Source organism: Peribacillus frigoritolerans (assembly GCF_040250305.1).
In the GTDB taxonomy this organism is placed as follows: Bacteria; Bacillota; Bacilli; order Bacillales; family DSM-1321; genus Peribacillus.
The window spans coordinates 3,387,576-3,409,932 of the sequence record NZ_CP158190.1; the positions used below are offsets into that span (position 1 = coordinate 3,387,576).

A 22,357-nucleotide genomic window follows, 5' to 3' on the forward strand; every position below is an offset into this window, starting at 1 on the left:
TCGGGTGGGCAAAAAAGGCAGGGAGGAGCCAGAATTGACTGACTCCACCCCGCCTTACTAGTATTTGATTGATTGATATATCTTATCATGAATGGATTTAGTTTGCGAAAACAAAGTCCGATTTACCTCCTTTACGTCTCCCCCCCGGTAAAACGGGAAAAAGAGATTGAGGTGACATCTGAGGAAAAACAAGCAGAGATTACAATACAGATAATGAAGACAATCTTACCAGTAACAATCCGCTGACCCAATACTCATTCACGCATAAATGGACATAGAATTTTACCAGATGTTTTGTCTTAACTCTTCTGTTGTCTAGACTTAGCACTCCGTACATATTTAAATTCCACCACTTTGAGTATAATTGAATTAAAATATTCTAGCGAGGTCTATATCTAAATACTATTAGGGATAGCTTCAGGGCCGTTAAGAAAAAGCCCAATTTAAAAAGCCCAATTTCCCACCAAATAAATGAGAAATTGGGCTTCTTATAAAGCGCCTGATACTGAAAAACTTGGAAATATATCAGTTGTTAAATGCTTAACTTGTGATACGGTTCACCGTACCTCACTGAACTGCGTTTTTCACTCCAATTTAACACAGTACTTCAACATTAAATCCTCCGGGCGCTTCTACGTAGAAAGTATATCTGTGTAAATGTTTTGGAGGTTTTACCATGAAACCATCATCCTTCAACTTCTGATTGATCCTGTTAACTTGTTCTTCATTTTCTTGTATGAATCCAACATGAAAAGTCTTGGGGTAATGTACATCGCTTCCTTTCATTAGTGTCAATATGGAACCATCATCATCTTTCATTGCGGCGAACCCATCTCCTCGACTTCCTGCACATGATAAACCAAAGTATGTTTCTAAAAACTCACGTGAGGCTGTAACATCATTAACAGTTAAATTTATGTGATTGATCTTCATTACTTCCCCCAATTTTGGTATTATTGTTTTCTCTCGGTAAAAAAGTTAATTTTCCACAGGCTCGTTGTGATGTTGTTAGTCACTTTGTAATCGGACTTGTTATTTCTCCCTCCCTATTTTGTAAGGTATTCCTTCTTTTTAGTGAAAATGACAGTATCATCTTTCCGATTCAGTAAATAATCATCCAAGTTACCGCAATTACAAGATTTAAAAAGGCCAACCAGTAAAAACTGGCTAGCCTTCGGTGCAACTCAATTACAATATTTTTTCATTTTCAAAGCTAGTGTTTGACTCTACTTTCTTCGCCAATTTAAATTTATAGAATAATATACAGGCTACCAAAAATCCTATTCCATAAAACAGTCCAACTCGTTGAGTAGGGTCAAAGGCAAGGAATACTAGAATCAGCAAACAAAAGCCTAAACAGAATAACGGGACAAATGGGTAAAATGGTACTATGTATTGTAAATCTTCCGTTTTACCACCCGCTTTTATAAACTTCCTTCTAAACATATATTGCGATAAAGCAATTCCCATCCAAGAGATCGTGACGGAAATTCCCGCTATGGACATAAGTATCACGAACACAGTATCCGCCGCAATGAAGCTCGTCAATAACGATAGAAGCGAAAAGCATATCGTAAAAAGAAGGGCATTCAATGGCACTTTCCTTTTGGACAATAGACCAAACACCTTAGGTGCCATTCCATCATGGGCCATCGACCAAAGCAAACGCGTGGAAGCATACAGACATGAATTCCCTACAGAAAGAATGGCTGTCAAAATAATGAAATTCATGATACTTGCTGCATAAGGTATCCCCGCTATCTTCATTAAAGTTACAAAAGGACTTTCCAATAAGCCTAATTCCGAAGCAGGGAATATGGCGGAAAGGATGATAATGGACGAAATGTAAAAAACAATGATTCTAAATAGTACGTTTCGAATGGCTTTAGGGATGTTCTCTTCAGGTTTTTCACTTTCCCCTGCCGCAATTCCTATTAGTTCTGAGCCTTGGTAAGAAAATATTACATTCATCATTGTCACAAAGATAATTGTAATCCCGCCTGCTGGAAAAAGACCAGAAGGAGCCAAATTCTCAAAGAATGGGGTTGGACGATCAGATAAAGAGACAAAACCAAAGATGCCAGCGATTCCAATCAATATAAACAAAATCACTGCAACGATTTTTATTCCAGCAAACCAATATTCCGCCTCTGCAAAACCTCTTGTCGTTAATGCATTCAATGTAAATAAAAGCACTATGAACACAGCACACCAAATCCAGGTAGGACTATGGGGGAACCATTGTTTCATCAATATTCCTGCTGCCGTAAACTCAACTCCTGCAGTTGCGGCTGAACCTACGAAATACATCCATCCTAGAGAGAAACCAGCGGAAGGCCCAATATATTCGGCAGCATATTTTTGGAATGATCCAGTAACCGGCATATGAACGGCTAGCTCGCCAAGGCAGACCATGACCATATACAAAATAAGACCGCCGGCTAGATAACCGATCAGGGCTCCTCCTGCCCCCGCTTGGTTAATTGTATAGCCTGCATTTAAAAAAAGGCCTGTACCAATTACGCCGCCAAGTGAAAGCATAAATAAATGGCGTCTTTTCATCGAGCGTTGCAGCTGATCATTATTCTCCAGTCCATACCCCATATAATCACGTCCTTATTTTATCTATTAGCCTATGCCTTCTCCCAAACCATCTTAGAACCTCAATGAGAGACAACTAAGGCCGCCATCTTGTTTTTGAAATTCCGACATTTCCACTTCAATTACTGTGTATCCCAAATCTTCAATTTTTTTCTTTGTACCATCAAACCCTTTTGGGACAATAACGCAGTCGTTCATTCTGACGCAGTTACCCGAATATTCTTCTTCCTCTTTTACGGTGATTTGATTAAAGCTAGAAAAAGCTTCGTGATTAATGAATTCCCCGGCCACTAATAAATTATTGTCTCCCAGGTAATTGACACCCGTTTTTAAATGAAAGAATTTCTTAAGGGGAATGATGGTCGTATCATAACCATACTTACCCATGATATCTTTGAACTGCAGAGCACCTGCTTCATTCGTTCTGGTTGAAAGGCCAACATAGAAGTGATTTTCAACTTGCATTACATCTCCGCCATCCAACATACCCGGTGATTGAATATATTCGATTGTTTCATAAAAGTCCTTTAAAACTTCTTTCATTTCAATAATTTCACCATTACGGCTATCTGCACCAGGATTGGTTACAAGTGCACATTTTGGGGTCAACACTGCAGTATCTTCTACAAACGTAGAATCAGGGTATCTTTCATCCGATTCGAGAACGGTCACTTTCACACCGCAGCGTTTTAATGCTTCTACATAAGCTTCGTGTTGTACAAGCGCTTTTTCATAATCCGGGTTTCCTAAATCCGATGTTGTTAAGCCATTTACAAAACTTTTTCCAATCTTTCTTACAATCGCGTGATTAAACATATATATTCCTCCTAAATAGGTAGTTTATCTTTTTAAAATGTGGAAAATTAACTTTTTTGCTCCTGCCGTACTTTAAATGAAGTTTCTTGTATTCCAGAAGCGGAAATTATAGATATATAGACATGATAGAGAGAAGAGACAACCGAATTCCTCTCTTAAACTATAACGGGTGCCTCTTCTTAGCCCATGCTTTCTCAATTATTTGAATGACTGCACAATTTATCCGCTATTCCTACAAAATATCTTACTCCATACCCTAAAGCCCTCTCATCGATTTTAAATTTAGGATGGTGTAAAGGATAAGCTTTTCCAAACTCATTATTATGGACGCCTAGAAATTGCATGGAAGAGGGAACGATTTCGGAAAAAGCCGAAAAATCTTCTGTTCCAAACATGGGATCATCAACCTTGATGATGTTATTCTCTTCAAAAATGCCTTCCATGACCGTTATTGAAATATCAACAGCAGCTTTATCATTTACCACTGCTGGATACCCTAAATACCAAGTAATTTCACATTTTGCCCCATGCGCTTCCGAAATTCCCTTAACGATTTGCTCAAGATGCTCCCTTGCTTTCACTCGGCTATCAGAGTCCAAGGAACGAATGGTACCACCGATTTCCGCATATTCTGGTATGACATTGAGCGCACTTCCGGAATGGAACTGAGTGACTGAAATGACTGGTGTCCTAAGTGCTGAAATTTTTCTGGAAACGATATGTTGAATATTCGTCGTAATTTCTGCACCAATGATCAGCGGATCTACCGTTAATTCAGGAGTCGACGCATGACCGCCCTGACCAATAATTTTAATTTCAAAATCATCGGCGGCAGCACAGAATACCCCTTCCCTTACACATATTGTTCCTGTTCGTTCATAAGGAGTAACATGCAGTGCAAATGCATAATCCACTCCTTCCATGACCCCTTTTTTCACCAATTCCTGAGCTCCCCCAGGAAGTACCTCTTCTGCGTGTTGGAAAATAAACCTGATTTCTCCATCAATTGCATCTTTTTTCCCGGAGAGGACTCTAGCAGCACCTAATAACATCGCAGCATGTGCATCATGTCCGCATGCATGCATAACCCCAGGATTTTTTGATTTGAATTCAATTTCTGCTTCCTCTTCAATCGGGAGAGCATCAATATCTGCACGAAAAGATATGGTATTCGATTTTCGGGCAGATTTTTTTGTTCCTTTAAGAACCGCTAAAACACTCGTTTCGGTTGGTCTCGTCACTTCCAATCCTGAAAAGGTTTTTAATTTCCTGTAGATAAATTCAGAAGTCTGGTGCTCCTGATATGAAAGCTCCGGATTTTCGTGAAAATGACGTCTCCATGAAATCACTTCATCCACAACCGTCTCCTGTATTGTCTTCATCATAAACGCCTCCCTGTAGTGCCAATATTCAGATTTTTCAGATCCTTAAAAAGGGCCATACTGTATGCTTTGAGCAATGATCAAAAAGATAATCGCTATCGCAAACTGAATCAGAAGATATGGAAACACCCATTTTACCCATTTCGTAAATGATATGCCTGCTACTGCCAATCCAGCCAATAGCACTCCAGAAGTCGGAAATATCATATTCGATATCCCATCCCCTAATTGGAAAGCTAATACTGCTGTTTGTCTTGTCACACCCATTAAATCCGCTAATGGAGCCATGATCGGCATCGTCAATGCAGCTTGCCCACTTCCGGATGGTACAATGAAGTTAAGAAATAATTGGACAATGAACATTCCGATTGCATTTATGGCGGGAGGAAGTTGTTCAACCAATCCTGCAGCATAATATAAAATAGTATCCAGCAATCCGCCACTTGTAATGATGACTAGGATTGTCTGCGCAACTCCTATTATCAATGCCCCGGAAACCATATCGCCTGCTCCTGAAATAAAACCATTAGCCATCTTGGATGGAGTTAAGCCTCCAATTATGCCCATAATGATCCCGCTTAATAAAAACAAGCCGCCAATTTCACTTATATACCATCCTAATTTAATAACTCCATATACTAATAGGATGAAATTCACCAATAAAATAATTAAAGCGGCGCTATGTCTTTTACTTATCCTAAAGTTTTTATCAAAATGTGCATGATCTTCACGCCTGAATTTCCCATACTCCCCCAGTTCAGGGTTTCTTTTAACCTTCATTGCATGGAAATAGATGTACAATACTGTAACGACATAAAACACTGCAAGAAGAGCGATTCGCAACCCCATTCCCGAATACATGGGCAGTTCTGCAATGCTTTGGGCAACTCCTACATTAAAAGGGTTCGTAATGCCCGAAATGAATCCAGTCGCCAATGTCCCAAGCATGACGATCGCAAAACCCGTAAGTGCATCAAAGCCTAATGCAATCGTCATCGGAACAATGATTGCGATATAAACTAATGCATCTTCAGCAGATCCGATCAGTGTCCCTAATGAAGCGAAGATCAATACCATCAACGGAATAAGCAATTTCTCTTTTGTTCCGAATCGGACAGCCACAAACTTAATGAAAGCATCCAGTGCTCCTGTTGCCTGCATGATTCCCAATGCTCCGCCAAACAAAAAGACGAACAAGATAATTGATGCTCCTTCAATCATCCCTGCGTGAATACTGCTGAACATTTCCAATAATCCCACTGGTGTTGATTCAACGAATTCAAAGGAAGTTGGATCGACTACACTTCGGCCATCCTTTTCAATTCTTTCATATTGTCCTGCAGGTAAGATATAGGTTAAAACCGTCACTATTACAATTACGATAAACATTAAGACAAAAGGATTAATCCCTTTTTCCGGTAACTCCGTTAGTTGGTTAAGTGGCTTATTATTCTGATTAAGCGGCTCGGAAGTGATTTGACCATTAGGCAGGTCATTCATATAAATACCCCCAGTTAAAGTTTTATATTAATCCAGTTTCCCTGTCGGACCATCACTTCTCAACCAAACACTTAAACATACTCTTTACTAACTTCTCCAGCATAACGGGCGTATGGACGAAGGCACTATCGATGTGAAGGCGCTCAGTACGCTGGTGGGCATCCTTGCCGAATGGACCCACATTAAGCACGGGTGCCTGAAGTTTTTGCATATCAGCAAAAGGAATGCTGTAAGTATCGCCCCAGACCGGTGTATTTTTTTCAAAAGCCGTCCAGCCATCAGATTCATCAGTATATTGAACATAGCTTAAATCGCAAAGGCCATTAAAATAATGAATTTGGCTGACTTCTTCATCAAGCATGTTGGCAGTTTCCTTCATTAATTTCACAGATTCGATGATAAGCGGATCATCGGACGTATTGACGGCTGGATAATATGGCGGTGCGAACAGCAATACAATGGCGGGTGAAAGCTCCTGACATTGTATCATCAATTTTTCAGCAATCCTAAATGATTTTTCCCGCTCATCCAAATCCATGTTTCCTTTAACTTCACTCTTTATTTGCTCAACAAAACTGCCGCCAAATTTGCCCTCCGCATATGAAAGTAACTTTTCGTAGCGCAATACTTGTACGTCACCTACACCTTCAATATGTTCACGCAGACAAAGAGCTTTATAAGATTCATTGCATTTCATCGCTGCTTCGTTTGCAACCTGCTCGAATAAATCCATTATTTCTGCAGCTGTCCTTTTCATAATGAACACATTATAAAGCGCTGCTGCACGATAAGGTGTCTGTGTTGAATATTGTAGTTTCAGATCTTTTTGCTGTAGCGATACTGGTAAAGGTGTTTCCTCGCCAAGATCACTTTCCTGAAAAAGAGTGTTCCACTCCATGAGCTGCGTGAGGAATGAGGCTATATAGTTAGCCGTTATGCCCTTTAATGGCTCACCCACATGAGTTTCTTTCCCATAAAAAAGGGCAGCGGGCATGATTTTCCCCAAGGTTCCGGAATAAATATAATGGCTATTATCGCCCGGCTTCTGTGAAAAGGAAGGTTCACTATTAAAAAACATTTTATAGGAAAGGTCATATTTATCACGTAAAGACACAAGTTCTTTAACTGCAGCCCTCATTCCCGCAGAATTCACTTCCTCATCAGGAACGGTTAACAGCAGGAGATTGATCGGCCATTTTTCAATGCTTGCCTTTTCGATGATAGCCATATGAAGGGCAAGCCCCATTTTCATATCCATTGTTCCTCTACCAAACAAGTACTTTCCTGATTCAAGATCAATGCGCGCTTCCTCCGGCAGATCATCTTTCCGGTCATGAAGTTTTTTTGTGAGCTCCTCCGGCTGAAATGCAAGAGTCTCAAGATCACCGTATTCTTCAGTATGAACCGTATCAAAATGGCTGATTAATACAACGGTCTCCTTGCTATCGGGATGTTTATAAAAGGCATTGACAAAATTCCTCCCTAAATCAGCCTCGTGAAGCGATAAGTACGCCGGATTCCTTTTAAAATATTCAAGCTCCCTCAATTTCTCTTGAACCTTATAAGGAAACGTGCGTTCCCCCAATGTAAGAGTACGGCTTTCCCAGCTAACAAGTTCACATAACAAAGCACGGAGCGTTTCTGGAGTACCCCATAGTAATTGACTCATTGAAATCCCCTTTCCGATTTTCATCAAATATTAGAGTAATAACAGGAAGGAACACTTAACGGAAATTCCCGATATATAAAACCGCAGTGACAAACAGCTCAATCCACCGTCCTGATTTTGTAAATACGGCATTTTCAGCTCAATCGTTTTTTTATCCAGCTTCATTCAATTGACGGGCCGGGCCGTCTCTTCATATCCCTTCGGAACAATCACAAAGTCATATTTCCAAAGCTTTCACGTAGACGCATCTATTTCATTACTTTTCCATAATCAGGCGTGCAAAGGTCGGATGCCGTTAATCCATTTACATAGCTTTTTCCTGGTGTTTTTACAATTATCAATCCCCCTTTGTACGCACCACCGGGCAGGTTAAACAAGTTGGACCGCCAGTGCCTTTGTAACTGATTTCAGTTCCTTTGTATTCATAAACCGTTGCCCCGGCATCAAGAAGCTGTTGCTTCGTGTAAGCGTTACCAGAAGATATAACGCAAACCCGCGGAGCGATGGCAAGCACATTACAGCCCAAGTTCAAGTACTCATCAACCGGCACTTCGATAAGCTGAATGCCTCGTTCAATAAGCAGTTTTCTGAAAAAGACAGGCATAAGGCGGGAATGAACTACGGCTAAATCATGGTCGACTAGGCTGATGAAAGACATAAGATGGAGACACTCCGCCTCTCCTTGATCATGCGGCAGCTGAACTACGATGAAATCATCCACAAGATGTGCGGTCATTTCCTTTAATTGCCGAATGGCTTCTGCGTTTGTACGATAACCATGTCCGACAACCAGGGTTTTATCATCAAGCCAAATGATATCACCGCCATCCGCGACCGCATCACCCGTTAAATACCCTATAATCGGGATGTTCTTTTCCTTACAAAATTCCTTGTATACATTAGCTTCAGGCTGCCTCAATTCTTTCCCTGACTTTAAAATAATGGCCCCTTGGCTTGTGAATTTGACCGGGTCATGCGCATATAAGGAGTCAATCCCGACTACCGAAGATGCTGGCAAATAATCGATGTTTGGAACATATTTCTCTAAAATGGTAATAAAGTCACCATACTCTGTTAGCGCTTCGTTGAAATCTGGCTCTTCCGCAAAGTTGAAGTTCCGCCATGCTTGGCTTAAATGCTCTTGACTAATAAAAGCTTCTTTCGGATGTTTTACAATGACACGTTCCAATGGTTTGTACATGGACGAACAATATGTCACTGCCTCCCCCTCCTTTTCCGCATAGCGGAAAATGTTTCCGCCAATAGGAATTTTTCTTTTATTATAAAATTAGTTTTGGTATAATGTCAATATGTTTTAAATATTCAAATAAATCAGCGTTATATACAACTTGGAATGAAAGATAGGTGGTTTGTTTATGCAATCGATCGACCGTGCCATGAACGTTATAAAGGTGCTCGTTTCCAATTCATCGGAAAACTGGCTGTCAATTACGGAACTTTCTCAAGAGTGTGATCTTCCTGTCAGCTCCATGCATCGTTTGTTAAAAGCGATGTCCTCGCATGGATTAATCCAACAGGACGGGCAATCCAAACAATATGGTTTGGGGAATATTTGGCTCGAATACGGTTTACGTATGTATGACAAAATGGATTACATCAGCCAAATAAGGCCTGAACTGGAAAGACTGATGAACAAAGTGGAGGAAAGCGTCTACCTTAGCCAGCCAATCGGAATGGAATCACTCGTTATCGAACGAATCGACAGTGAAAAAAGCCAAATCCGGGTTTATGACCAGCTTGGCTCACGAGTTCCTATGCATATTGGGGCCGCCAATAAAGCGATGCTAGCCTATATGCCATATAAACAAGCGAAAAAAATTGTAGATGCTCTTCTGCCAACTCAAGAAAGAGCAGCTTTTTGGGATATATTGCAAGAGACTAAAATGAAGGGACATGGAATCAGTCACAGTGAACGAACAGAAGGAACATGTTCTGTTGCCGTGCCGATATTGAACCATTTTGGGGAAGTTCACGGTGCGGTGAGCATAGGTTTTGTCAGCTTTAACCTGACAGAAGAAAGACTTGATTTCCTCATTAAGAATGTGATGGAAACTGGCAATCGGGTTTCTGCAAAATTAGGGTATAGGGGATCATGAATAAGCGAGCAGTGGTGGATTATCGGATAAGCCGAAAAAGAAGATGAATCATTTCATCTTCTTTTCGTTTTTATATTAATCGCTGCCGGTCACGAATAAATCTTCCCTGAAATAGGCGAGGACCTCGCCGGCCACCACAGGTTCGCCCTCCAATACCTCCAATGATTCTATCTTTCCGCTGACACCAATATCAATGATTTCCACACATCCATCTGCCTTCTTAATCTGAAATAATTGTTCCCATTCGTAAAATCTGGAATTTTTGGATATTGAAATTTTTTCAATCCTGCCATCACAAGGGCTTAGAATCACATCTACGTACATTTACATCATTCCTTCCTTCAGTATTCTTCAAAATGAAATGGGGATTGTAACACTAGCTTGAGAAAGTTTTGAAACTCATGTATATCCTCTTGTTCAATGCCCAGGGTCGGAGCCCAGTATTGATCTAAATTAATATCATTGGCACAAAGCAGGATCATTCTTCCGCTTTGCATGGAAGTCACCATTGCTTTACCGAAAAACTGGCCCGAATATACAATGGTCACATCATATCTATAATCTTGTGACAATAAGCAATAATGATGAATAGCCTGGTTTTCTTTATTTTCGGAAAGAATATCAAAATTCAACGGATTGCCTCCTTTCTAGTAAGCCCTAATTCGTTCAGAACCTGACCCAACCTCGAAGCTGGGATGCTTCAGCTATTTTGCGAATCCCTTCAATATAAGCCGCCACTTTCATGTTCACGGAATATTTTTGTGAAGTATGGTAGACATTCAAAAAGCTGGCCGTTATCTTTTCCTTCAATCGTTCATCTACAAGCTCTTCCGTCCAGTAATAGCCTTGGTTGTTCTGGCACCATTCAAAATACGAGACTATCACCCCTCCTGAATTCGCCAAAATATCCGGGACTAGCACTATACCTTTATCATCAAGAATCTTGATTGCTTCCTTTGTGGTCGGACCATTTGCTGCTTCAATCAGGATTTCACATTTTAATCGTGTTGCATTATCTTTATTCACCACTCCGCTGATGGCCGCGGGAATCAGCACATCACACTCTTTTTCCAATATTTCTTGATTGGATAACGAATCTTTGTATAAGTTCGAAACGACCCCAAACGAGTCCCTGTTCTCCAAAAGGTAAGGAATGTCCAAGCCATTCGGATCATATAAACCTCCAAGCTCATCCGCTATTCCGACAACCTTAGCCCCCATTTCATGTAAATACATGGCCAAATGACTGCCAACATTCCCGAATCCCTGAATGATCACACGCATGCCTTCAATAGGAATCCCCTTTAAATCACATATCATTTGAAGTGTGTACAATACTCCTTTGGAAGTGGCCTTTTCCCTGCCCTTCGATCCCCCTAACCTCAGAGGCTTTCCTGTAATGAAGCCGGGTGAATCGAATTCCCTGATGTGATCGTATTCATCCAGCATCCAGGCCATGATTTGTGAATTCGTATACATATCAGGTGCAGGGATATCTTTTGTAGGTCCCACTATTTGACTTACTGCCCTGACATACCCTCGGCTTAATCGTTCAAGCTCAGATGAACTCATCTGTCTGGGATCACACACAATGCCGCCTTTCGCCCCTCCATATGGAAGATCGGTTATTCCGCATTTCAAGCTCATCCATCCGGCCAATGCCTTAACTTCTTCGGGAGTGACATCCGGGTGAAACCGAATCCCCCCTTTAGTTGGACCGGCTGCATCATTATGTTGAGCCCGATACCCTTGAAACATCCTTGTCTCCCCATTATCCATTTGAATAGGAATACAGACTTCCAGAAAACGCATTGGCGCTTTTAGAAAATCAAAAACCTGATCAGGATAGTTCAAAACATGAATCGCTTCTTTTAAGATATCCTGGAATTCTTGCAGTGGATTATCCAATTGACGTTTTTCTATTACCTTAATTTTCTCTGGCATTTTAGCACCTCACTTATATTCTTATAACTTATTAAGCAACTTTCGTGCCAGCTTTGAGGATATTATGTGGATGGCAATATACCGCCATTTCCCAATCATCAACATCATCATGCAATCATCAGGAAATATGTATTAATTCATAAGCAATTCAGATTTGCATATATAACAGTGATGATTAAATACATAAAAAAACGCATCCTAATCGGATGCGTCAGTCGGTGACAAACTAGATGAAAATAGAGTTTGTCTACAGTCATTTAAGGGGTTGCACTAAGTTCATCGCACATTCAACAATATTTTAAGTCCCTCGTTGTCCGGGGTGAGAGTAACCTCCTTTGCCGACTGTCTGCCAATCCGCATCAAAACAAGTGTCTCCGGGGTCTCGGCTAGCTAGTAATTTGGCAGGAGTCTCGCAAATTTATTCAATCCAGCGAGTTTTCATCATATAAAACAGTAAAAATACATAAAGGATAACCAATGATTTTGTTTTAAAAATGCGGTAAAAATCCATTTGCTATTAGTTTGTAACAAAAGGAGTTCTATCCAAATTTTTAAACATATTTGATTGGAGCGGGTGTGCGAGACTCCTGCGGGAATAGCGAGTCCAAGGGAGACCCCACAGGCGCAAATGCGCCGAGGAGGCTCCCGGACCGCCCGCGGAAAGCGAGTGCCCTACGTTCCAATCAACGTCCAAATTTGTACAAGTAAAAACTCATAGCTGAATTTCTTCAACTTGGTATTGGGGCGGTGCCTTCCTGAATGCCTTTGTGATATATAATAGATAACAAAAACCAATAATGAACCAGCTTGTCCCCATTATTAGGGAACTTGTCTCAAGGTTGACCCAAAGAATTCCAATTGCGATAGCTCCAATTAAAGGCATAATTAAGTATTTAATACACCCCTTTATCGTTCGATGCTTCTTTTCCCGAATGATAAAATGGCTGATCACTGACAGATTTACAAAGGTAAATGCCATTAATGCACCAAAGTTGATCAGTGACGTTGCTGTCACTAAATCAAAGAATAAAGCCGACAATGAAATGACTCCGACTATGAGTACATTAATGGCTGGTGTTTTCCACTTAGGGTGAATAAATCCAATCCATTTTTCCGGAAACACTTTATCGCGGCCCATAACATACAAAAGACGGGAAACGCTGGCATGCGATGCTAGTCCCGAGGCTAGCGTATTTACGAAAGTCGTACAAAGAAAAATGGATTGAAATAGCTTCCCGCCTACATAAAGGGCGATTTCCGGTAATGCAGCATCCGGTTCCTTAAAACGGGATATATCCGGAAAAAAGAGCTGAATAAAGAATGATGCGGTAATGAAGATGATTCCACCCCAAAGTGCAGTTAAAAATATCGCTTTTGGTATTGTTTTTTTCGGATCCGGCGTTTCCTCAGATAGTGTCGTTACCGCATCAAATCCCAAAAAGGAAAAACAAAGGATCGTAGCCCCGGTTATTATTGCCGAAAAGTCCATTCCTTCTTTTACGAAAGGCATTAATGTAAACACTTCTCCTGTACCTTCTCCATTATTCAAACCTTTGACAACAAGAATGATGAACACTGCCATGATGGCAATCTGAATTAAAACAAAAAGCGCATTAAAGTTAGCAAGTACATTGACGCTCCTGAGATTGAGAATGGTGACGATTGCCACGAACACAACTACCCAAATCCATGTAGGAACTCCTGGAAATAATGCTGTCAGATAAATTTTGGTTAACAATGCATTGACCATAGGTAAAAACAAATAGTCTAACAACGAAGACCATCCTACCAGGAATCCTAAATGCGGGTTTATGGCCTTTTGCGTATAAGTGTAGGCAGAACCTGCAGCAGGAAAAACCTTTACAAGTTTTCCATAGCTGGCAGCTGTAAAAAGCATCCCCACCAATGCAACGATATAGGCAGTCGGCACATGGCCTCCCGTAATCCCAGATACAATGCCGAATGTATCAAATACGACCATGGGGGTCATATATGCTAACCCCATCATAACGATTTGCCATAATTTCAGTGATCTTTTCAATGTAACCTCATTTTCCACCTATCATTCCTCCTTGAAACCGCTTTCAAACTTGTTGGTTCAATTTCTTTACTAGATTAATCTCATGCCTCCCTCTTTTATAAAAGTTTTACCTGTATACCTTAATGCAATTTATGTGCCACATGATTTCGGTTTACTTTGACAAACGAAAAACGCCAAAAATGCTACTTAATTCCTGTATTCTTACCGGCAAATGATTGATTTATAGAAATGAATCTTTCAGCATCTCTTCCATCGGCGATTCAATTTCCCATAAATTATTCGCCTTTGCATACACAAAGCCAAAGTTATCTGGTAAAACCCCTCATTAAATCACTTACCGTGACTTGGCATGATAATTGCAAGATTAATTAAATATAGGAATTCATTTATATGAGTTTCAAAATGAGTTTCACAACTATTATAGTTATAAGAAAATGGAGGAATAGAAAAATGAAATATCCTTTATCACCTGATGTTAAACCAGAGTTTTGTACCACAGGATCGTTTATGCGCTTACCTTCTACAAGAGAAAATGCCAAATTGGCAGTGGTAGGTATGCCTTTTGATACAGCTGCTTCATTCAGGGTAGGAGCCCGGTTTGCTCCACAGGCAGTCCGCCAAGCATCCATGACGTTGTTTCCCTATCATCCCATTCACAAGGTATTTCCGTTTGACGAATGTAATGCAATTGATATTGGGGATGTTTCGGTGATTCCCCATAATATACATCGAAGCTATGAGTTAATTGAAAAGGCTATGTCAGACTTGATGAAAAACGGGATCATTCCAATAGGCATCGGAGGAGATCATTCAGTAACATTGGCCAATCTAAGAGCAGCCGCAAAAATACACGGTCCTGTTGCACTTCTTCATTTTGATTCACATACAGATACCTGGGATACTTATTATGAAGAAAAATACTGGCATGGTTCGCCGTTTATCCGTGCATATGAGGAAGGTTTGCTCCAAACGGATAAAGTTTTCCAGATTGGCATCAGAGGTACGCTCAATCATCCAGGAGATTTAGATTCCAGTACAGATCTAGGCTACAATGTGATAACAACGCCCGAGCTGAAGAAGAGAGGAATCGAAGATGTCGTGAAGGAAGTCAAGAAAACCATTGGGGATACACCATGTTTCTTGACCTTTGATATTGATTTTGTTGATCCATCCTGCGCTCCTGGAACTGGCACATTGGAGGTCGGCGGTCTAAATAGCTTTGAAACCCTAGAGATGATACGCTCTCTGCAAGGATTCAACTTTATTGGGTTCGACCTGGTGGAAGTCCTCCCGCCGTATGATCCAACACAAATTACATCACTATTGGCAGCCACCATCATTCATGACTTTGCCAGTTTAGTAGCCTTACAACTAAAAGAAGAACAAAAAAAGGAGGACTCAACCGAAAAAAGCTTATAGGACAAACACTGGCCATACAGGCCGATACTGTTAGGCGGTCAGAAAGATCCAAGCTAAAGATATAAATGTCTAAGTACAAAATAAAAAAGTCCTGAAATTCAAAAAGCACCTGTTTATGAAAACAGATGCTCAGACTGTAGACAAATTCGAAGAAAGCGAATTTGCCTACAGTTTTTTTCTTTAAAAATGTTCCAGCTGATTTCAGAAATCCGCTCCCTTTCCGCCGACTGTCTGCCAAGCCTCCTCGACGCAAGCGTCTGTGGGGTCTCGGCTAGCCAGCTATTCGGCAGGAGTGTCGCAAATTTCTTCAATACATTGAGGGTTTCATAAAACAGAAAAAAACATTAAGGTCATCTAATCTTCCTTTAAAATCATGGTTCGATGTGAAATCATTCCGCCCCCCTCTGCCTACAGTTTTTTTCTTCAAAAAATGTTTCAGCTGATTTCAAAAATCCGCTCCCTTTCCGCCGACTGTCTGCATCCCGAACCCACTTTTGTCGACAAACTGAGCATCTTCTTAGGTGAAAGCAGATGTTTTTTTCCTATGTCATCTTTTACTATAGTACTGCTATTTTCACTGTAAATAATGTCATATCGGGTTGGAAAAATTGTCTCCTCATCCTGTTTCCGATGGCATAAGGAATCAAAAAAACACATCCCATCTGAAAGAATGGAATGTGTCTTCATTTTATTCGTCCGATTCTATCCCGGGACGATTGGATTGTGTTGGCAGGGTGTCCCAAAAGCTTGCATCAGCAGTTTCAATTGAATCATCGGCAATGGCTCTGACAGCTGCATCCAAAGTGGTTACCGTTTGCTTTATTAGATAGCCATTACTTTTTTGTCCAAGCGCTACTGACTCGACATTGTGGTCCGACATACCTCGCATCTCAAAGAGCAGTGTAGCAATATCATAACGAACGGCTGCACCATTACGGCCTATATTTTCTCCAGAACCGCCATCATACCTACCAATATGCCCCCAACCAGTTGGTTCAATGGAGTTATATACAACAGCACCCAGTTTTTTTGACGCTTCTAACACCTCAGGCTTTACGTTTGCGTTTGTAGGATAAAGAATTGAACCTGAAACAAGTTCACCGTCCGTTTCGCTTAGCGTCCCTTGATGATGTAAATCTATCATGTAGTCTATATCGTATTTCGCAAATACATTTTCATGTAAAGCCTTTACCTCTACTTGCATGGAATCAGTTTTTTTATCATGCTCACGGTTTAAGTCGATCCCATTTGCATTTGCCCGTGTTAGATGCCGATCACCTTTTGCTAAATAGTCATCAAGAGGGAAATTAACATCTCCCATGGCCCCATCTGCGTTTAACATGGGAATGATCAGTATATTAACATTTTCCAAAATACCTTTAGTCTTGTTCGTGCCTAGATGTTTAATGAATTCGAGTGCACCCTCAGTAGTCAGTTGTTCATTTCCATGCTGTTGAGTTAAAAATAGTATAGTAGGATTCTTAGGATTTGACATGTACTTCGCTAGGTAAATATCCCTCCCTTTTACCGTTTCCCCGATTACTTCCAATGCCAGCCTTTCTTGTTTTGCATCCTGCGTTTCAAGATAGCTTACCAGGCTTTCATATGTATGAAGATTTGAAGTTGTCACTTGTCCATTTCCAGCACTGGGGCCATTTCCAACCGCTCCGACTGGTAGCGCAACAGCTGTTACTGCGCTTAAGGTCATTAAACTAGATAATGAAACTGATAGAACTTTCTTTTTAAAATTCAATAAAAACCCTCCTTATCAAATATAATAATCAGAAAAATAACTATTAATAATATTCTGACATTTTTACTACTTTATGTTAATAGTGAAAAATAACTATGTTTCCAAATAGTTTTCTTCTACACAATATAACTTGAAAGGAATTACTTCTACAAAGGCGATATTCAAATGTTCCAGATGAAGAAAAACCAGGCGGACACCCGTCTGGTTACTTCAATCTAGGCAGGAAGTTGATACACTCACCAAATATTTATTATTGCCTGCCCTCCGTCAATGGAATTGACTCGTATTGTTCCGGATTGATTTTATATACAGAGCCATCAGTAACTCCATCAATTATTCCATATAATCCTCTTTCAACTGCTTTAATGAGCATGCCTTTTTTCTTTTGGCCAAAGGACTGTGTTTGACCTCTAACTTCAAAGAGCACTGTCCCGCTTCCGTTCAAAGCAAAGGCTCCTAAAGCCGTTCCAGGAAGGTTTTGGTTTTGCGGATATAAGGATATATTTCCATATGGAGAATTACCTTGTTCTTTCATTGCATTATATACCGCTACATTCAATTGTCTGGAAAAATCATAATTATAGTTTTTTGCATATTTGGCATAATCTTGTCCTGAAGGCGAGCTTGGATCTGGAACAAATTGAGCGGAAAGCGAGTATGTGACTAAATCATCCGTTCCATCAACTTCATAATAGGGAGCTTGGTGATGCAAGTCCACAAAAATCTCCACCTTTCCGTATTGCTTCAATAGAGACTTGTAAACATCACGTGTTGTTTGTGATTCGGGTGTTATGAACCAGCCAGGGGTGGATGATTTTCCAGGGAAGTCTTTAGCTTGGGGAATATAATTTAAATCAGGATTAAAGTCACGATTCACATCGAAACCAGGTTTGGACTCATAATCGAATGATTCATTTTTGTATGTATAATAGTTCCAAGATGGACTCGCTCCTCCTAACTGTGGAAACTGTTTCACGACCTCTGCCCAGGTCATATCATTTCCCCGACGGTTCAATTCAGCAGCATCCGGATTCATTTTAGGCAAAGCGACAAGGGTAATTTCTTTACGAATTTTCTCCGCTTCAGGAGAGTTGGTCCCCAAAAACTTCAAGATATTCAAGATGGCATCCGTACCGGTTTTCTCATTTCCATGGATCTCACTTTGAATGAAAACGACTTTGTCGCCTGTTCCCACGGTTGCTTTATAGATTTCTCTATTTCTATTTGAATATCCGGCTACATCCACTTTTACTTTACCTTGGCTATCACTCGCAATTTGTTCTAGCTTTTTCCCTAGTTCAGCATGATCTGTAAAACCTGAAACCGAATAAGTTTGTTGAATGGGTGTTCCCGGTGATGTTTCATTAGCTGCAAATGTTGGTGCAGCAATGCTCGCCGATAAAACGGCAACTCCTAGAGTTGAAATAATTTTCCTGTTTTTCATAATACAACAATCACTCCCTTAAAATATTTTTCTATCTCATTATACAAAATGGAAAAGTAGAAATATGTTGGAATTTGATGTCGTATTATGGCTATTTTATGATTTGGGCATCTGCTTTAAGTTCACGCAAAAAAAAAACGTGACATTTTTATCGAGGATTGTTGTTCGCGGTCTGTCGAATTGATGATTTGTACTATAACATCACATTACGTTATAATTAGAGGAAAAATACGAGAAAGGGGAAAATATGAAACTCAACACTAATAGTTCTACGCCATTATACATGCAATTAAAGCAATCTATCATCGAAGATATAAACAAAGGTATTTACTCTTCTGGCGAAAGATTACCAACCGAAACAGAATTATGTGACATATATGGAGTAAGTCGCATTACTGTTAGAAAAGCGGTTTTGGACTTGGTGGAAGACGGGCTGCTAATACGCCAACAGGGAAAGGGAACATTTGTCCAATATCCTAAAGTAAAAAGAGAATTATTTGCTGTTAATGGTCATGCTGAATATATGTCGGAATTAGGGAAGATACCTCAAACTAAAATCCTTTCATTTGGGATACTGCCTGCACCGGCTAATATTTCCAAATCCTTGGAGATTACTCCTGAAAGTGATGTTCTTGAATTACAACGAATCTTATACTATGATAATCAACCTCTCACCTTAGAAATTTCTCATTATTCCTTAAAGATTCTGCCAAATTTAAATCAACATGTCCAAAACTCTGTTTCCATGTATGACATCATAAAGCATAAATATAATATAACACCTGTTCATAACACGAAACTTTTAAATATGGTATTGGCAAATGCAGATGAAGCAAAATATTTAGAATGCGAAGTGGGAGATCCCCTTTTCAAAGTGGAGAAAGTGGCATATGACGCTAAGAAGCAGCCTATCCATTCATCCTTCCTATATTATCCTGCCAATCGCGTGACCTTTACGATTGATAGTTCAATATCGCAAGAAAAAGGTAACGAATCCCCCTCTTAATCCGGGATCTCGTTACCTTTATTCATCCATGCATCATTTTAAACCATCATATGATCAGGATCATATACTTTGCCATACCCAAAAGCACCATAATCCTGACAGGTTTGGGAGGCGACTAATGCTCCTTTTTGTAAAGCTTTATATACATCTTGTCCTTGGACGTACGATGAGAGAAAACCAGCAATAAAGGAATCTCCCGCCCCCAACGTATCTACAACTTTAGTTTGGATAATAGCTTGTTCATATATTTGATTTTCAGTTGATAAAAGTGATCCCTTTTCCCCACGAGTAACACATATCACCTTTGTGCCGAACGAATGAACCTTTTGAATCAGTGCATTGCACTCTGCCTCGTTTAAATTGCTTCCGGAAAAAAATGCATAATTCACAAATGGACAAACCTTTTGTAAATAGTGATCCTCTTGATTTGTCGAAAAATCAAAAGAAATGTCAATGAATTGGCTTAATATTGGAAGGTTATGCTCTATACGGCTATATACACTTGTATGAAGAAGGTCATGTTGCCGAATATAATCCAAATCATTGTCATTCAGTACAATCCCCAACCTGGATTGGATTCCCCCTTTATTGGAACCAATAAAAATTCGGTCACCGCCCTTATCCAACGCGACGACTGCCATACCATTCTCTCCTACTGCTTGTCTTACTCTACTAATCTCTATCTTTTCCTTTTGCAATACCTCTAAAACATGGTCTGCTGCCCCGTCATTTCCTACAATGCCAATATATGAAGATTGCTCATCATTTAAACGATTGCACAATACTGCCACGTTTAATGAATTGCCGCCAGGATATATCTTTCCTTGATCTTTATAAAAATCTACTACGTTATCTCCAATTCCAATTAATTTCATGCCTGTTCCCCCTGTTATCATTTTACACTTCCACTAGCAATTCCACGGATAAAGTACTTCTGCATGAATAAAAATAAAATGACGATAGGTGCCGCTGAAATCGTTAATCCAGAAAGTAACACTCCCCAATCGGTTTGCAGTGCATCTCGAAATTGCATTAAACCGGCAGGTATCGTACGTAAACTATCATCGTCTATAAAGATGATCGCGAACATGAATTCATTCCATGTATAGTAAGCTGTTAAAATTGTCGTCGTTAATAAAATAGGCTTACTCATGGGAATGAAAATTCTAAAAAGGATTCCAAGGTTTGTGCATCCATCCAACCGGGCAGCCTCTTCCAGTTCTTTCGGAATGGACAGGAAGTAGGCCCGAATCAACAAGATGGTTAGCGGAATTCTGTATGCTACATAAGGTAAAATTAACGCCCAATGGGTGTTATATATACCTAGCTTCTGAATTATATTATACAAAGGGATCAGGCTTACTTGGGGAGATAGCATCAACCCCCCTAAGCATATGACCAAAATGAAAGCCTTTCCACGAAAATCAAAGCGAGATAATCCGTAAGCACCTAACGCACTTACTAATACCGTTAGAATACAGGTCAAACCAGTAACCATGACACTATTTAAAAAGTAGGAAGAAATCCCACTATTCCAGGCTGTTACATAATTTTCAAACAACCATGTATGAGGGAGGGACCAACTATGGTTAAAAATTTCCTCTGTGCTTTTAAAAGAACTGATGACCATCCATAATAAGGGATAGGCAACAACAAGAAAGTATGCGATCAAACCTGCATAGACTAGTGCTACTCTCATATTATAGTCTTTTCTTTTCCTTGCATATTTTAGATTTTTCACAATTAATTCCGGTACTCTGATCGTTGATTTAGGCATCTCCATTATTAGTCCTCCTTTCCTGTTTTAAATATTTTCATTTGAACAAGAGAAATAAGTAACGTAATAATTAAGATAACCGTTGCGATGGCTGAAGCATATCCCATCATATCTTTTGAAAAAGCCGTTTTATATAAATAGGTACTTAGGACTTCCGAAGAAGTCCCCGGCCCCCCTCCGGTTAAGATATATGGCTCATTAAACACTGTAAAAGCACCTGTCAGTGTTAAGATTACGGCTACGAATGTCATTTCCTTCGTTTCTGGAACCGTAATGTGAAAAAACGTTTTTATTTTATTCGCACCATCCATTTCAGCTGCTTCATATAGCTCAGGTGAAATTTTTTGAATGGATACGATATATAACATGGCAATATAACCAATCGATTGCCACTGTGAGACAGCAATGACCGCATAGATTGCCGTATCACTATCGCCCAACCATGGCAGTGCTAAATTATTCAATCCAATCATTTTAAGAAACTGATTTAACAACCCCACTTCCGGGTTGTAAAAAAATGAAAACAGCAATGCTATGACTGTCATTGAAACGACGACTGGTAAAAAATAGACTGTACGAAAGATGGGTGAAAATTTACGGATTAATTTATCTTCTAAAACAGCTGCAACAATTAACCCTCCAAATACCTGGAAAACAATTGAAATGACTGCATAAAGAATATTATTTTTTAAAGCTTCATAAAATACGGGATCATTAAACAAAGTAAAGTAGTTGTCCAACCCTACAAATGCTTTATTTGGTGAAAAAGTACTCCAATTATACAGACTGTCGCCAATATTCTGGAAAATGGGGATATAAACTAGCAGTAAAAAAACTAAGGCTGGAAGAAGATATAGATAAGGTACAAATTTATCGAGTTTTATCATT

The 22,357-nt window shown here is 39.9% G+C and carries 19 protein-coding genes; 3 read left to right on the top strand and 16 right to left on the bottom strand.

Features of this window, described 5'->3' with window-relative positions:
• Nucleotides 1-594: 594 nt before the first annotated feature.
• From ABOA58_RS16570 to ABOA58_RS16600, 7 genes are all read right to left on the bottom strand, one after another.
• A complete protein-coding gene (locus tag ABOA58_RS16570; RefSeq protein WP_350299265.1) occupies nt 595-933 on the bottom strand; it encodes a VOC family protein in 339 nt (112 codons plus the stop codon).
• 255 nt (nt 934-1,188) lie between these two features.
• On the bottom strand, nt 1,189-2,604 hold the full coding sequence (locus ABOA58_RS16575) for an amino acid permease (protein ID WP_350299266.1): 1,416 nt from the start codon (nt 2,602-2,604) through the stop codon (nt 1,189-1,191).
• Between the two features lie 51 nt (nt 2,605-2,655).
• Nucleotides 2,656-3,417, bottom strand: a complete 762-nt coding sequence (locus ABOA58_RS16580) for a dimethylarginine dimethylaminohydrolase family protein (protein ID WP_350299267.1) — start codon at nt 3,415-3,417, stop codon at nt 2,656-2,658.
• A 194-nt stretch (nt 3,418-3,611) separates the two neighbouring features.
• Nucleotides 3,612-4,799 carry an amidohydrolase gene (locus ABOA58_RS16585; protein WP_350302900.1) on the bottom strand — a complete coding sequence of 396 codons (1,188 nt, stop codon included), beginning with the start codon at nt 4,797-4,799 and terminating at the stop codon, nt 3,612-3,614.
• Nucleotides 4,800-4,844: 45 nt separating this feature from the next.
• Nucleotides 4,845-6,188, bottom strand: a complete 1,344-nt coding sequence (locus tag ABOA58_RS16590; RefSeq protein WP_434547795.1) for a YfcC family protein — start codon at nt 6,186-6,188, stop codon at nt 4,845-4,847.
• 163 nt (nt 6,189-6,351) lie between these two features.
• Nucleotides 6,352-7,968, bottom strand: a complete 1,617-nt coding sequence (locus ABOA58_RS16595) for a M20/M25/M40 family metallo-hydrolase (protein WP_350299269.1) — start codon at nt 7,966-7,968, stop codon at nt 6,352-6,354.
• Nucleotides 7,969-8,305: 337 nt separating this feature from the next.
• Nucleotides 8,306-9,169 carry a dimethylarginine dimethylaminohydrolase family protein gene (locus tag ABOA58_RS16600; protein WP_350302901.1) on the bottom strand — a complete coding sequence of 288 codons (864 nt, stop codon included), beginning with the start codon at nt 9,167-9,169 and terminating at the stop codon, nt 8,306-8,308.
• 175 nt (nt 9,170-9,344) lie between these two features.
• Between ABOA58_RS16600 and ABOA58_RS16605 the strand changes: the two genes are divergently transcribed.
• Nucleotides 9,345-10,085 (top strand): IclR family transcriptional regulator, encoded by a 741-nt coding sequence (locus ABOA58_RS16605; RefSeq protein ID WP_350299270.1) that lies wholly within the window; start codon nt 9,345-9,347, stop codon nt 10,083-10,085.
• A gap of 75 nt (nt 10,086-10,160) precedes the next feature.
• On the opposite strand, the gene ABOA58_RS16610 is transcribed toward ABOA58_RS16605, so the two are convergent.
• The 4 genes from ABOA58_RS16610 to ABOA58_RS16625 all read right to left on the bottom strand — a co-directional run bounded on the left by ABOA58_RS16610 (nt 10,161) and on the right by ABOA58_RS16625 (nt 14,088).
• The gene (locus ABOA58_RS16610) at nt 10,161-10,409 is read right to left on the bottom strand and encodes a hypothetical protein (protein ID WP_137019971.1); all 249 of its coding nucleotides are present in this window, start codon (nt 10,407-10,409) and stop codon (nt 10,161-10,163) included.
• Nucleotides 10,410-10,426: 17 nt separating this feature from the next.
• A complete protein-coding gene (locus tag ABOA58_RS16615; protein ID WP_350299271.1) occupies nt 10,427-10,717 on the bottom strand; it encodes an SAV0927 family protein in 291 nt (96 codons plus the stop codon).
• Nucleotides 10,718-10,751: 34 nt separating this feature from the next.
• Entirely contained in the window at nt 10,752-12,029 is a 1,278-nt protein-coding gene (locus tag ABOA58_RS16620; RefSeq protein WP_350299272.1) for a Glu/Leu/Phe/Val family dehydrogenase, read from the bottom strand.
• A 712-nt stretch (nt 12,030-12,741) separates the two neighbouring features.
• Nucleotides 12,742-14,088: an APC family permease gene (locus ABOA58_RS16625; protein ID WP_350299273.1), complete on the bottom strand. Its 1,347-nt coding sequence runs from the start codon at nt 14,086-14,088 to the stop codon at nt 12,742-12,744.
• Nucleotides 14,089-14,520: 432 nt separating this feature from the next.
• Here ABOA58_RS16625 and speB point away from each other — a divergent pair, with 432 nt between their 5' ends.
• Nucleotides 14,521-15,489, top strand: a complete 969-nt coding sequence (gene speB, locus ABOA58_RS16630; protein WP_350299274.1) for an agmatinase — start codon at nt 14,521-14,523, stop codon at nt 15,487-15,489.
• A 688-nt stretch (nt 15,490-16,177) separates the two neighbouring features.
• Here the strand turns inward: speB and ABOA58_RS16635 are convergent.
• Both ABOA58_RS16635 and ABOA58_RS16640 read right to left on the bottom strand, forming a co-directional pair.
• Complete coding sequence (locus ABOA58_RS16635) at nt 16,178-17,242, bottom strand: M14 family zinc carboxypeptidase (protein ID WP_350299275.1); 1,065 nt, start codon at nt 17,240-17,242, stop codon at nt 16,178-16,180.
• Between the two features lie 250 nt (nt 17,243-17,492).
• On the bottom strand, nt 17,493-18,686 hold the full coding sequence (locus tag ABOA58_RS16640) for a M14 family zinc carboxypeptidase (protein WP_350299276.1): 1,194 nt from the start codon (nt 18,684-18,686) through the stop codon (nt 17,493-17,495).
• Between the two features lie 247 nt (nt 18,687-18,933).
• Here ABOA58_RS16640 and ABOA58_RS16645 point away from each other — a divergent pair, with 247 nt between their 5' ends.
• Nucleotides 18,934-19,692 carry a GntR family transcriptional regulator gene (locus ABOA58_RS16645; protein WP_350299277.1) on the top strand — a complete coding sequence of 253 codons (759 nt, stop codon included), beginning with the start codon at nt 18,934-18,936 and terminating at the stop codon, nt 19,690-19,692.
• 38 nt (nt 19,693-19,730) lie between these two features.
• Here ABOA58_RS16645 and ABOA58_RS16650 read toward each other — a convergent pair whose 3' ends face one another.
• The 3 genes from ABOA58_RS16650 to ABOA58_RS16660 form a co-directional block, all read right to left on the bottom strand.
• Entirely contained in the window at nt 19,731-20,567 is an 837-nt protein-coding gene (locus ABOA58_RS16650) for a PfkB family carbohydrate kinase (protein WP_350299278.1), read from the bottom strand.
• Between the two features lie 17 nt (nt 20,568-20,584).
• Nucleotides 20,585-21,391 (bottom strand): carbohydrate ABC transporter permease, encoded by an 807-nt coding sequence (locus ABOA58_RS16655; protein ID WP_241590391.1) that lies wholly within the window; start codon nt 21,389-21,391, stop codon nt 20,585-20,587.
• Between the two features lie 86 nt (nt 21,392-21,477).
• Entirely contained in the window at nt 21,478-22,356 is an 879-nt protein-coding gene (locus tag ABOA58_RS16660; protein WP_350299279.1) for a carbohydrate ABC transporter permease, read from the bottom strand.
• Between the last annotated feature and the right edge of the window lies 1 nt (nt 22,357).

Coding starts and splice junctions, on each gene's coding strand:
- ABOA58_RS16580 (WP_350299267.1), bottom strand. CDS start 3,417: ATGTTTAATCACGCGATTGTAAGAAAGATTGGAAAAAGTTTTGTAAAT.
- ABOA58_RS16640 (WP_350299276.1), bottom strand. CDS start 18,686: ATGAAAAACAGGAAAATTATTTCAACTCTAGGAGTTGCCGTTTTATCG.
- ABOA58_RS16650 (WP_350299278.1), bottom strand. CDS start 20,567: ATGAAATTAATTGGAATTGGAGATAACGTAGTAGATTTTTATAAAGAT.
- ABOA58_RS16655 (WP_241590391.1), bottom strand. CDS start 21,391: ATGAGAGTAGCACTAGTCTATGCAGGTTTGATCGCATACTTTCTTGTT.
- ABOA58_RS16610 (WP_137019971.1), bottom strand. CDS start 10,409: ATGTACGTAGATGTGATTCTAAGCCCTTGTGATGGCAGGATTGAAAAA.
- ABOA58_RS16660 (WP_350299279.1), bottom strand. CDS start 22,356: ATGATAAAACTCGATAAATTTGTACCTTATCTATATCTTCTTCCAGCC.
- ABOA58_RS16570 (WP_350299265.1), bottom strand. CDS start 933: ATGAAGATCAATCACATAAATTTAACTGTTAATGATGTTACAGCCTCA.
- ABOA58_RS16645 (WP_350299277.1), top strand. CDS start 18,934: ATGAAACTCAACACTAATAGTTCTACGCCATTATACATGCAATTAAAG.
- ABOA58_RS16620 (WP_350299272.1), bottom strand. CDS start 12,029: ATGCCAGAGAAAATTAAGGTAATAGAAAAACGTCAATTGGATAATCCA.
- ABOA58_RS16595 (WP_350299269.1), bottom strand. CDS start 7,968: ATGAGTCAATTACTATGGGGTACTCCAGAAACGCTCCGTGCTTTGTTA.
- ABOA58_RS16600 (WP_350302901.1), bottom strand. CDS start 9,169: ATGTACAAACCATTGGAACGTGTCATTGTAAAACATCCGAAAGAAGCT.
- ABOA58_RS16590 (WP_434547795.1), bottom strand. CDS start 6,188: ATGTTTATCGTAATTGTAATAGTGACGGTTTTAACCTATATCTTACCT.
- ABOA58_RS16605 (WP_350299270.1), top strand. CDS start 9,345: ATGCAATCGATCGACCGTGCCATGAACGTTATAAAGGTGCTCGTTTCC.
- ABOA58_RS16585 (WP_350302900.1), bottom strand. CDS start 4,799: ATGAAGACAATACAGGAGACGGTTGTGGATGAAGTGATTTCATGGAGA.
- ABOA58_RS16575 (WP_350299266.1), bottom strand. CDS start 2,604: ATGGGGTATGGACTGGAGAATAATGATCAGCTGCAACGCTCGATGAAA.
- speB (WP_350299274.1), top strand. CDS start 14,521: ATGAAATATCCTTTATCACCTGATGTTAAACCAGAGTTTTGTACCACA.